The sequence below is a fragment of the Tardiphaga robiniae genome, assembly GCF_001618955.1.
GTDB lineage: Bacteria > Pseudomonadota > Alphaproteobacteria > Rhizobiales > Xanthobacteraceae > Tardiphaga > Tardiphaga robiniae_A.
In genome coordinates this window covers 218529-229878 of record NZ_LVYV01000056.1, presented here as the reverse complement: position 1 = coordinate 229878, position 11350 = coordinate 218529, and the positions used below count along the sequence as shown (strand labels likewise).

Sequence of the window (11350 nt, the reverse complement as noted above, 5' to 3'; positions counted from 1 at the left end):
GCGCAATATCACGGGGCAATCATCAATAATTGTGACGCGCGATAATGCTGGGCGGTTCCCGCAAAACACCTTGGCTACTGATTGATCCCCCACAGCTGCACCGCGGATTCGTCGCGCTCGGCATGTTCGCCGTAGAGGCCCTACAACGTGCGCGCGGTGCTCATCGGTCGGCGCTCGCCGCCCACCACAAGGCAAGCGGCGGAGGCAGCGATGACCTCGAATTATGGATATTGAAACGCCTTGAATGGCTCCGCGTGGTCTCGCGTACGACGCCGATGCTGGGACTTGTCGCAACCATGATCCCGATGGGCCCGGCATTGCTGGCGCTGACGAACAACGATGCCAGGTCGATCGGGGAAAATCTTTCAGTGGCTTTTTCCGCCGTGATCGTTGCCCTGATCAGCGCGTCGATCACCTTTGCAATACCTTTGCAATATTGACGGTTCGTCGTCGGTGGCTGTTGCTCGAACTGCGTGCCCTTGAACGCGCCGGAGTTCTCTGATGCGGTTTCTGAATGATCAGGATTCCGACGATCCACTTCTGTCGGTTGTGAACCTCGTTGACGTCTTTCTGGTCGTGGTCGCGATGCTGATGATCGTTGTCGTCAAGAACCCCCTGAATCCGTTCAGCGACCGCGATGTTACCGTGATTGAGAACCCCGGACAGCCCAATATGAAGGTGACGATCAAGGAAGGTCAGGAGCTTAAACGATACGAGAGCAGCAGCGAGGTCGGTGAGGGCAAGGGCACACGTGCCGGAACAACCTACCGGCTACCTGACGGGCGAATGATCTACGTTCCCGAATAGGGCTGTCGTTCCTGATTGATGTGGTGGACGGCTCCTGCTCCGCGGCATCGAAGTGCCATAGCGTGGTCGTCGGTTGGAACGCCACATAGAGAGGAGCCGTCCATAGAGAAGATTAGCACAATCGGGTTGGACCTTGCGAAGCAAGTATTCCAGGTCCACGGGATCGATCAGCAAGGCGCGGTCGCAGTGCGCAAACGGTTGCGCCGTGGCGCAGTGATGGAGTTTTTCGCAAGGCTTGCGCCGTGCGTGGTCGGGATCGAGGCGCTGCGGCAGCGCGCATTATTGGGCACGCGAGATTGCGGCGGACACGACGTCAACGCCTCACAACTGCGCGCGGCACGCCAAGAAGCCGCCTTCGATAATGTCCTTCGGGAGATTGCGTCCGATCAGGACAAGTCGAGTAACGCGGGCCTCTCCGGCCTTCCAGGGGCGTTGGTGATCGCCCTCCAGCAACATGTGAACGCCTTGAACGACGAAGCGCTCGTCATCGTCTTCAAAGGCGATGATCCCCTTCATTCTCAGCAGATCGGGACCAAACTGCTGAGCAACATTATCGATCCACGGCATAAACTTTTGCGGATTGATGGCGTCCTTCGTAACTAGCGAAAAACTGGTCACATGATCATCGTGCTCGTGTTCATGAAACTCATTCAGGAATTCAGGTTCGACTTCCAAGATACGGTCCAGATCGAAAGCGCCGCGGCCCAATATCTGTCCCAGGTCAACATCGCAACGCTGCGCGCGATGGATAGTAACCGTTGGGTTGATGCGCCATATCCGCTCTTCCACGTGCTTCAATTCGTCGTCGGTGACCAAGTCAGTCTTGTTGAGAACGACGGTGTCAGCGAAAGCCAACTGCTCTTGCGCCTCGTGAGCAGCATCGATCTCACCAAGCAAATGTTTGGCGTCTACGACCGCGACGATGGAGTCGAGCTTGGTCTTCGCACGCACATCGTCGTCCACAAAGAAGGTCTGCGCAACTGGCGCGGGATCCGCAAGGCCCGTCGTTTCGACCAGAATTCCATCAAACCGGTTTCTGCGACGCATCAACCCTTCGATGATGCGGATCAAGTCTCCGCGTACTGTGCAGCAGATGCAACCATTGTTCATTTCGAAGACTTCTTCGTCAGCGTCGACGACCAACTCGTTATCGATTCCGACCTCGCCGAACTCATTGATTATGACCGCATATTTTTTACCGTGATCTTCAGTAAGAATGCGGTTGAGAAGGGTGGTTTTCCCCGCGCCGAGATAACCGGTCAGCACCGTCACGGGAGTTTTCGCCAAAACCTGTTGCATCGGGCACCTTCCAATAGGCAGTTTATCTGGGTGAAATGTTATAACATTACGAAGCCTGAGAAAAGAGCGATTAGGCGATCATCATTTCGGGGTGTCCAACACGGCAGACCAGCAAGGTGGCAGCGGATCACACGCGCAATCATCGAAATTGTCGCTGTAGACAGGTGCCTGGAGAGGGTCGGTCGCCCGTACTTCGGCCATCCCGGTTGTCATCGGATGGAGATGAAGCGTCGCCTCAGGTGCTAACGCCATTTACCGCACTGGTGGTCGCCTGCGACCGACCGGTCACCGCGCGCCGAACGAGGAACGCGCGGCCACGATGCCGACGACCGCATAGACGACGCCCTCAATCCGGCTTGGGGATCGAGGGCGTCGCGAGGTCATTCCGTCAGAAATCGATGGTCATCGACAGCAGCGCCGTGCGCGCTGCGCCACTGATCACGTAGCCGCTCGGATTGGCGACCCAATAGCGCTTGTCCAGCAGGTTTGTGACGGTTGCCCGGAACGTCGTCGGGTGACCAGCCAATGCGGTGACGTAGCGTGCGCCGATATCGACTCTCGCCCAGTCCGGCACGCGCTGGAGATTGTCCGCGCTGAACCCACAGAAAGGAGGCTCAGCCCATCACGCTCGGCCACTATCTGATGGCCATCTCCGAAAGCCTCGAAAAGTGCATCGAGCGCTATGAGCAACTGTATGGTCGAGGGTCATGAACAGGACCCCGAGGACTGTAGACATCGAAGTCGCGACGCGGCGTTTGCAGAGACGAGGAGCATAGGATTCCTGTTGGAACTTGAATGATTTTCCGGGGGAGGTGTGACCCCGCGTAGGTTCGACTCAGGAGCTTGTCGTTCGACGCTTCTGTAGCGGCTCCGGACCGACCGCCGCCTGCTGGCTTCGGTTTGTCCCCTTTCTCTTGTGATTGGCGAGCCGTCTAAGCCGGTGGGATATCTGGATCATGATCGCTCTCTCGAAGCCGTCTGGAGCCGAGTGGGCAAGGCGGGCATAGACGTTCGCCGCGTTGAGACATGTTTCTCTCGTCAGCGCGGCCTCTGAGTGCGGCTCGGATTCTGGGGTTGGCGCGACAGGGATCATGGGATGGATCGATTGACTGGTCGAACGTAATGTTATAACATTACACATATCGATCGGTTCTAGTTTCAGCAAGAGGTTTCTGAGTGCGCAAACTTCCGGTCACCGTGCTGTCCGGCTTTTTGGGAGCTGGAAAAACAACGCGGCTCAATCACGTCCTGGACAACCGCCACGGTCTGAAGGTGGCGGTGATCGTCAATGACATGAGCGAGGTGAACATCGATGCGGATCTCGTCCGCGACGGAGGTGCGAATCTGTCGCGCACGGACGAAAAGCTCGTCGAGATGACGAATGGCTGCATCTGCTGCACGTTGCGCGACGATCTTCTGAAGGAGGTCCGCGCGCTCGCCGAGGGCGGCCGCTACGACTACCTTCTGATCGAGTCGACAGGCATCGCCGAGCCGCTGCCGGTGGCGGCGACCTTCGATTTTCGCGACGCGGACGGCGACAGTCTGTCCGACGTCGCCCGGCTCGATACGATGGTCACGGTGGTCGATGCAGTGAATCTGCTGAAGGACTACTCGTCGTTCATCGGTACTGACATGGACGAAGTGAATCTTCGGCGACGCCTCGATGCATGTTTGGTGGAAGCGAAGCCGGGCACGGAGATCGCGACCTGGGCGAAGTTGTCCGGTCCATTTCCGAAATGGCGTCGGGCCGACGAAGCCTCGTGACGACCGCTCCATTCGGTAGCCACGTAATCGACGCTTAGCGACGGCATTTTCGATGGCGGGAGACCAGCGATGAGAAGACCGGTACAAGGTCCAGCGAATGCGGAGCTGGTGCTCGAAGCGCTGAAGGTTTCGGGAAAGCCGATGACCGCATACGAGGCGCTGGAGGCCGTCCGCAAGGAGGGTATCAGATCCCCATTGACCGTGTATCGGGCTTTATCCCTGCTGATCGAAAGCAAGAAGGTCCGACGTGTCCAGTCCATCGGCGCATACATCGTCTGCAAATATCCGACGCCTGATGTCGCGATCGTGCTGGCAATCTGCGACGATTGCGGATCCGTCGAGGAACTTCCTGAAGATGGCGCTCTGTCTTCTCTGAAGCAGGAAATCGACCAGATCGGTTTCCACGTGGAGCAATCGATCATCGAGGTGAAGGGGCGCTGCGGCGCCTGCTTCTCGGAGACGCCGACGTGAACGAAGGACCGTCGATCCCCGTCCTCGTCCTCTCCGGATTTCTAGGAGCGGGCAAATCCACCCTGCTCAGCGAACTTCTGACGGCACCGGAGGCCGAGCGAACGGCTCTCGTCATCAACGAGTTCGGCGAGGTGCCAATCGACCATGACCTGGTGTCGATCGGACGAAGCGAAGCGTCTGGACAAAAGGGTCGGGTGGTAACGACCAGCGGATGCATCTGCTGCTCCTACGGAAGCGACATCCGATCGTCGCTGCACGAACTCCTTGACGTCGAGAACCGGATGAACGGCGCGCGTCTCGCGCGCGTCGTTGTCGAGACGACCGGGCTTGTCGACCTGGCGCCGGTCGTGAATCAGTTGATCCCGGGCGGCGCCCCCGCATTCGGTCTGCGCGATCACGTCGTCGCTCGCCGGTTCCACATGGCCGGATGCATCTGTGTCGTCGATGTGACGTCGGTCGAAAGGACTTTGGACGAGCATTTCGAATGCGCCAAGCAGATCGCCTTCGCCGACGTCCTTGTCCTCACGAAGGGCGACCTGTTCGCCGGCGACATATCGCATGTCATCGGACAGTTGCGGGCGATCAATCCGGTTGCCACGATCGTCGACCGTCACGGTCGCGGATTCGATGTCGCGAACGTCTTCGAGCCGAGGATCTACGCGCCATCGAACTTGAGCGGGGATGTCGACGATTGGCTCGCATTGGAACGGGTTCTCGCGGAAGAGGGGCGCGTCCCGGCCGGCAACGATGCACCTCGCCATGGGCGCATCCGATCTTTCAGCCTCATCCGCAATTCCAGCGTCACCTACGCGCAGCTTTCGTTGTTCCTAGAACTGTTGAAGAACGCCGCGGGAACGCGGCTACTGAGGCTGAAGGGCATCGTATCCGTCGAAGGCGAAACCGAAACCCCACTGGTCGTGCACGCCGTGCAGCACAACATGCACCCCCTCCTGAGGCTCGATGCGTGGCCATCCGCCGATAGACGGACGCGGCTCGTTCTGATCGGTCACGACATCGATCCGAACGCGGTCGAGAAGCTGTTCGATGCCCTGAGCGGTGAAGGGAAGAGTCCTCCGAGCGGAAAGACGCTCGCCTTGGCCGTGGCGGTAGCCGTCTTGTTTCTCGGCATCGGAGCGCTCCTCTGCCTGGTGCTGCCCCGCCTCCTGTCTCACGCGGCCTGACGAAAGCGAAACGGCCCGGACCGCACCTCTCAATTCACCTGAAATCGGCATCGACCTGACCGACAACATCGGACGAAAGAAATGAGCCAACTGAACGAGGCCATCCCGGCGCAGATTCCCGTCACGTTGCTGACCGGTTATCTCGGTGCAGGAAAAACGACGTTGCTGAACCGACTGCTGACTGCGAGCACCGGAAAGCGGTATGCGGTGATCGTCAACGAATTCGGAGAAATCGGCATCGACAACGATCTGATCGTCGATGCCGACGAAGAGATCATCGAGCTCAACAACGGGTGCGTCTGCTGCAGCGTCCGCGGCGACCTCGTCCGCATCCTCGGCGGCCTCATGAAGCGGCCGGATCGGTTCGACGGAATTCTCATCGAGACAACGGGATTGGCCGATCCCGCTCCCGTCGCGCAGACCTTCTTCATCGACGAAGACGTCCGCAGGAAGACCAAGCTCGACGCGATCGTCACGGTTGTCGACGCCATGCACTTCCTGGACGAGGTCCGCCTCGCTCATACGATGGAAGAACAGGTCGCCTTCGCCGACGTGATTATCGTGAATAAGTGCGATCTCATCCTCCCTTCTCAGCTTGTCGCGCTGGATAGGCACATCAGAAAGCTCAATCCGTATGCGCGCGTCCATCATGCCGAACGCTGCGCCATCGATCTGCGCGAGGTTCTAGACCTGGGATCGTTCGATCTGGACCGCATTCTAGAGACGGAGCCGGATTTCCTCGACGGCGACCATCATCATCACCACGACGGCGGGATCGGAAGCCTCTCGATCGGCCACCCCGGGGAAGTCGATCCCGACAAGTTCTTCCCGTGGATACAGCAGATGATCGAACGGTTCGGGCCGGATATTCTACGGATGAAGGGCATTCTCGCGCTGCGCGACGACGCGGATCGTTTCGTCGTTCAGGCGGTGCATCAGATCGTCGAAGGAATCCATCAGAGACCTTGGAAAACGGATGAGTCGCGGCAGTCGCGTCTCGTCTTCATCGGACGGCGCCTGCCGGAGGAACTGCTCAGGGACGGCTTCCAAAAATGCTGCCTTTAAAATCTTCTTTTGAGGACGGCTCCAGCGGACGGGCTTCCATAGGGGAGCGGAAACTGAGCGCCTGCGTGACGTCGATCGAACTGCTGGACGGCGAGCCGGTCGCCACTTTGGGCGATGGGAGGATCGTCTTTCTCGGCCAGAGAAGGACCGTTGAAGCGCACGCAGGGGCGATCCTGTGCGCCGCCCCCGCGACCGAAGAATCCGGTCTCCTGTCCGGCGGCGATGATGGCCGACTTCGTCTGACGAGGCAGGATGGTACGGAAACGCTCTTCCAAGGGTCGAAATGGATCGACGCCGTCGCCTCGCGCCGCGCGGGAGCCTACGCCTTTGCGCATGGCCGCGTCCTGACGATCGTCGAGGCGACCGGCGCAAGACGTTCCCTGCAGATGATGGGCAGTGTGCATGCCATCGTCGCCACGGAGCTCGGCTGCGCGGTGGCGCATCGCGACGGGGTGACGCTGGTCGGCGCCGTGGAAGATGCAATACTCACGGAGGAGTTTTTGCCCTCGGTGGGCGGCCATGTCGCTATATCGGCGAGCCCGGATGGACGGTTTCTCGTTACGGCCGCGCTCGACAGCAGCCTGAATTGTTGGCGTCTCTCCGACCGCGCACCCAGCAAGATGGGCGGATACTCGGCGAAGCCTAACTCGATGGCTTGGGCGGACGGCGGGAAGTGGCTTGCGACTTCCGGCGAGACGAGACTAATCGTTTGGCCCATGTCGGCCAGAGGAGGGCTTGGTGGAAAGGCGCCGGTCATGTTGGCGCCAAGCCGTTCCCTCGTCAGCACCGTGGCGTGTCATCCCTCCGCGGATCTCATTGCCGCCGGCTACCGCGACGGCAGCGTGGTGCTCGCACGGCGTAAGGTGCGCATTGTCCGTCCGGTCCGGGGGCCCACCAACGACGAGATCACCGCGTTGAGATTCGATGCCGAGGGCGAGCGCCTGATCTATGGATCCGCAGGCGGCGCCGTCGGTTCGGCGCATTTGAGGAACATGTTATGAAACCGAACCTATTTCTCTCGCCGCGCAGGACGAAGTCGGGCTATCGCGAGGCCGTCGCTTGGATCAAGGCCGAGACGCGGTCTGCGCTGCGTCTTGACGATGACACGACGGTTTCCGTGAGTGAGCTCTCCTGCAGCGACCCCGGCTGCCCCGACGTGGAGACGGTCATCGCCGTGTTTCGGCCTGACAGAAAGCCCCAGATATCCCGGGTTCACAAGACGATCACCGAGGTCACGTCGACCGATCTCAGCAATGCAATCGATGCATTACGGTTTCCAGCACCTGATTGACATCGGATGACCGGCGATCACCGTCGGCTGGGCAATGATCTGCTCGCCTTGAAAGCCGAATAGCAGCACCAGCGTCGCCAGTAGCGGCACCGGTTGAAGGCGGCCGATGGTGCGATCTATTGGCCAAACATTATCACCGTCTTCTCAGTTGCGCGGTGCTGGTTTCCCTGTGGATCACCCGTGGGCCAAGACACTCGCATGTTGCTTCGCATCCTTATGGTTGCGCACTCCCGACCTAATAGGTCGTGCGCGCTGATGGCGCCTGCGAGATGAAAGAAATATCGTGTCATGTGCCATCAATCGGCACAATCAATCGTTGTTCCTGGAATTTCGCAGGTCTGCAATCAATAATGGGTGGGCTCATTGGCTGAATTTCGGAGAAAGCCGCATGCCTCGCAAGCCCTACGAAGCCGACCAGTCTCTTCCGGGTCAAAGACCGGATTCCCTATCGAAATGCAGCGGGACGGCATCCTCGGCGGGAGGCCTACGCCACTGAGGCCTCCTAAAGAGCCAGATCACCCTGCGTCCACCTAGCCTTAGGGAACTTTTTGGCTCTAGGAACCGGCGGGGCTGCGATCTAGTGATTTCACCTGCTAACTTTAAGACGCACAAAGATGGGGAAACCATGTTTCGCATCATCTACATCTGCACTGCCGCGCAGGAATTCCCGCCGCTCCTTCTGATTGACCTGCTAGCGCGGCTCGGTCAAACAATCGGCCCGCCGACGTGACCGGCATGCTGGTTTTCTCCAATGACGTGTTCCTTCAAGCGCTCGCGCGAGGTTGTTAAAACCTTTGATCGGATATCCGCGGATACCGATTGTTCCCGGACTGGGTGATGGGCTTCCATGCGCCTGATCTGACCAGGCCGCTGCAAAGGGCACGTCGCCGTAAACAGCCGTATTAAGTTGGACCAGTTTGACTAGGTTTCGGCCTCGGACTTTCTGATAGTGCAGTAGAAGCCAGACGACCTTTTAATCGCCAATATATCCGAGCGGCCTGCCGTGGATTCAAAACCCGTAAGAGCGAACTTTGCTAGGGGCCGATCTCCGTAAGAAACAGATGCCAGGTAAACCCCAGGTTTGGAGTATACGCGTGACCGGCCACCTGGCAGCCCATGCCGCCGACAGAGTACCAGTCGTTCTTCATGGGAAGCTTGTCACCCTGCTTGATTTTGCCATTGGGCAAGCATTCGACGGCTCCATTTTTGCGAACGATCACGCATAGCAATTCGTTTGTCTCTTCGCGCTCAGGCAGTTCCATTCAACTTCTCCCAGAATTGTTCGCCTGCTCTGATAGGTGGGAGCCGAGTCGAACGGCTATGTAACCATCGAGTTGGTAGCCAGTCGAGATCGGTGAGCGTTTTGTGCAGTCGACGCTCTTAAGCATCCCGTAGATTCATCCGATCGAGAGTGAACCGCCGACCAGTCGCCATCGCGATGCTCGGATTTTCGGTTTAGAGCGCTACAAGCCGGAAATACGGGGCAAATCCTACGAGCGATCCTCGTGTAAGGTGAGTGGGGATGCAAGCTATCGCGCTGTTCCAGGATCGCGGCGGCCACTCGGCTCCAGATTGTAGAGCTCTCGGAGCTTCCTTTGTGTGGCTTCGATGGCATGGATGGTGCTCGTCAGATTCAGTGGCGATGCTTCGACATCTGTGTCGTTGGGCCTTCGCAGCGCGGCGATTTTCCAGTTGGTTTCAAATCGCGGGTCGTAGATGAAATCGATCTCTACGCCTGTCACATTTTCGCAGCCATACAGGGCGCGAATTTCGACCAATGCCGCATGCTCAAGGGCATATTTGGACACCAAGGACTTACGCATCTCGGTTCTCCCGCTAAGGACCAGGATGTTAAACGCGGCCAGCACTGGCGCCATCCCGTTCCGATCGGCACCGCGTTTATTAAGCAATGATTCCATCAGCGGGAAACGTGCGCAGAAACTCATACATCACATCCTCTCAGACTCCTCATGCACAGCTCAAGCGTCTCGTGAAATAAATACCGTGAAATGTCGCCCATCGACCCAAAGGGCGGAACGAATAAAGGAGACTGGACTTTTCGCAATACAGTTGTGGCCTGTTCGTGCCCACCGGAGGTGGGAATGCCGACAGTCCTCGTGGTCGAAGATGAAACCCTTATCCGGGATTTGGTCAGCGAAGAGCTAAGCGACGCAGGATTTGAGGTACTGCAGGTCGGCAACGCCAGCCAAGCTATAGCCGTGCTGGAGGCCCGTCAGGACATCCACCTCCTGTTCACTGACATCGACATGCCCGGTTCGATGGATGGCCTGAAGCTAGCTGCTGCAGTGCGGGACAGGTGGCCACCCGTCCACATCATCATCACGACCGGTAAGGCAAGGCCGATGACCATTCCAGCCAATGCGCTGTTCATCCCCAAGCCCTACCTTACCAGAGCCTTGGTGTCCGCGATGCGGACATTCGACAACATGCGCTGATTACTTCGGCGGCGTAGATCGCCGCCACGCGTCGTTTAAGACGATTGTTTCGAAACCGAGATCGGAAAGACTGATGATCATGCGGACAGCAATTCTTTGCGCCTTCATCGCGGTTAGCGGTATCACGGCGGCTTCGGCAGAGTGCGAGATTGGTGATGCCAAGCTAGAAGAAGCGGTCCAGCAAAATCCCCGTTTTCGTGGCCCTACTAACAGCCAGTATGTGCGCGATCTCCGCAATCTGCGGGACGCCGCATTGACGCTTCGATCTTACGGACGTCACGAGGATTGCGAGCGGCTTCTTGCAAATATCCGCGAACTGATTGCAGGCCCGCCGATGGGACTGCTGGGCGACAACGACGAGGAGGAAGCGGACAAGCAGAATGCCGCGAGTGAGCCGAAGGTGAAGCGCGGGGCTGCTACCGGTACTCGCAACAAAAAAGATGCGAAGCCCCTTCTGCGGATAGACGAACTTGCGCCGGGGTTAAGGACTGACGAAATGATTGGCTCGGAGGTCCGCAGTTCCGACGACAAGATCGTCGGCGAAGTGAGGAACATTGTATTTGGCACAAAAGACGGTCGCGATTATGCGGTCGTGGCTTCCGGCGGATTTTTTACGACCGGAAAGGACAGTATCGTCGTCCCGGTTCGGTCACTGATGATTTCGCAGGACCGCGGCAGCTTCTATCTTTCAATCACTAAGGAGGCCATGAAAGCCGTGCCGCTTATGCCTGATCCTGACTACAACTGGTTGTCCGATCCGACGTGGCGCACGCGCAACGATGCCCTCTTCCAAAAGCACTGAAGTTTTGATGAATGGGTAAATCCTACGCCTCTCGGCTATCACGGGGCTTGAAATAGACAGTAGCTACAATTTTCCCGTGAACTGAGTTCAGGAAGCAGGCATTCGGTCCGCCACACTCCATCAGACAGGCGGCCCAATGCGAGATAAACTCTGGCACCAGACCGCCGACCGGACGTGAGTGCGGAAAATCTTCCGCCCGATTTCACATGAATGC

The 11350-nt window shown here is 58.3% G+C and carries 13 protein-coding genes and 3 pseudogenes; 12 read left to right on the top strand and 4 right to left on the bottom strand.

Features of this window, described 5'->3' with window-relative positions; translation table 11 throughout:
• Window positions 1-44 precede the first annotated feature (44 nt).
• From A4A58_RS29145 to A4A58_RS31615, 3 genes and pseudogenes are all read left to right on the top strand, one after another.
• Window positions 45-440 carry a MotA/TolQ/ExbB proton channel family protein gene (locus tag A4A58_RS29145; RefSeq protein WP_244499906.1) on the top strand — a complete coding sequence of 132 codons (396 nt, stop codon included), beginning with the start codon at window positions 45-47 and terminating at the stop codon, window positions 438-440.
• Between the two features lie 61 nt (window positions 441-501).
• The gene (locus A4A58_RS29140) at window positions 502-807 is read left to right on the top strand and encodes a DUF2149 domain-containing protein (RefSeq protein WP_068738824.1); all 306 of its coding nucleotides are present in this window, start codon (window positions 502-504) and stop codon (window positions 805-807) included.
• A gap of 102 nt (window positions 808-909) precedes the next feature.
• Window positions 910-1105 (top strand): annotated as a pseudogene (locus tag A4A58_RS31615) (IS110 family transposase); the annotation flags it as partial.
• Between the two features lie 23 nt (window positions 1106-1128).
• Here A4A58_RS31615 and A4A58_RS29135 read toward each other — a convergent pair.
• Window positions 1129-2106: a CobW family GTP-binding protein gene (locus A4A58_RS29135; protein ID WP_068738823.1), complete on the bottom strand. Its 978-nt coding sequence runs from the start codon at window positions 2104-2106 to the stop codon at window positions 1129-1131.
• A gap of 388 nt (window positions 2107-2494) precedes the next feature.
• Complete coding sequence (locus A4A58_RS29130; protein ID WP_068738822.1) at window positions 2495-2680, bottom strand: TonB-dependent receptor; 186 nt, start codon at window positions 2678-2680, stop codon at window positions 2495-2497.
• A 602-nt stretch (window positions 2681-3282) separates the two neighbouring features.
• Here A4A58_RS29130 and A4A58_RS29120 point away from each other — a divergent pair.
• The 7 genes and pseudogenes from A4A58_RS29120 to A4A58_RS31895 form a co-directional block, all read left to right on the top strand.
• Window positions 3283-3723 (top strand): annotated as a pseudogene (locus tag A4A58_RS29120) (GTP-binding protein); the annotation flags it as partial.
• Window positions 3724-3978: 255 nt separating this feature from the next.
• Window positions 3979-4341 carry a Fur family transcriptional regulator gene (locus A4A58_RS29115; RefSeq protein WP_158005767.1) on the top strand — a complete coding sequence of 121 codons (363 nt, stop codon included), beginning with the start codon at window positions 3979-3981 and terminating at the stop codon, window positions 4339-4341.
• Window positions 4338-5522, top strand: coding sequence for a CobW family GTP-binding protein (locus A4A58_RS29110; protein WP_068738819.1), 1185 nt, complete (start codon window positions 4338-4340; stop codon window positions 5520-5522). Before A4A58_RS29115 ends, A4A58_RS29110 begins: the two co-directional genes overlap by 4 nt.
• Before the next feature lie 102 nt (window positions 5523-5624).
• On the top strand, window positions 5625-6587 hold the full coding sequence (locus A4A58_RS29105) for a CobW family GTP-binding protein (protein WP_068738897.1): 963 nt from the start codon (window positions 5625-5627) through the stop codon (window positions 6585-6587).
• A 65-nt stretch (window positions 6588-6652) separates the two neighbouring features.
• Entirely contained in the window at window positions 6653-7588 is a 936-nt protein-coding gene (locus A4A58_RS29100) for a WD40 repeat domain-containing protein (protein ID WP_139069984.1), read from the top strand.
• Window positions 7585-7878, top strand: coding sequence for a hypothetical protein (locus A4A58_RS29095; protein WP_068738817.1), 294 nt, complete (start codon window positions 7585-7587; stop codon window positions 7876-7878). Before A4A58_RS29100 ends, A4A58_RS29095 begins: the two co-directional genes overlap by 4 nt.
• A 705-nt stretch (window positions 7879-8583) precedes the next feature.
• Window positions 8584-8667 (top strand): annotated as a pseudogene (locus A4A58_RS31895) (hypothetical protein); the annotation flags it as partial.
• Between the two features lie 245 nt (window positions 8668-8912).
• Here the strand turns inward: A4A58_RS31895 and A4A58_RS29090 are convergent.
• Window positions 8913-9140, bottom strand: a complete 228-nt coding sequence (locus tag A4A58_RS29090; RefSeq protein ID WP_068738816.1) for a hypothetical protein — start codon at window positions 9138-9140, stop codon at window positions 8913-8915.
• A gap of 267 nt (window positions 9141-9407) precedes the next feature.
• Complete coding sequence (locus tag A4A58_RS29085; protein WP_139069983.1) at window positions 9408-9824, bottom strand: hypothetical protein; 417 nt, start codon at window positions 9822-9824, stop codon at window positions 9408-9410.
• 156 nt (window positions 9825-9980) lie between these two features.
• Here A4A58_RS29085 and A4A58_RS29080 point away from each other — a divergent pair, with 156 nt between their 5' ends.
• Window positions 9981-10334 (top strand): response regulator, encoded by a 354-nt coding sequence (locus A4A58_RS29080; RefSeq protein WP_068738814.1) that lies wholly within the window; start codon window positions 9981-9983, stop codon window positions 10332-10334.
• Between the two features lie 73 nt (window positions 10335-10407).
• On the top strand, window positions 10408-11136 hold the full coding sequence (locus A4A58_RS29075; RefSeq protein WP_068738813.1) for a PRC-barrel domain-containing protein: 729 nt from the start codon (window positions 10408-10410) through the stop codon (window positions 11134-11136).
• Window positions 11137-11350 lie beyond the last annotated feature (214 nt).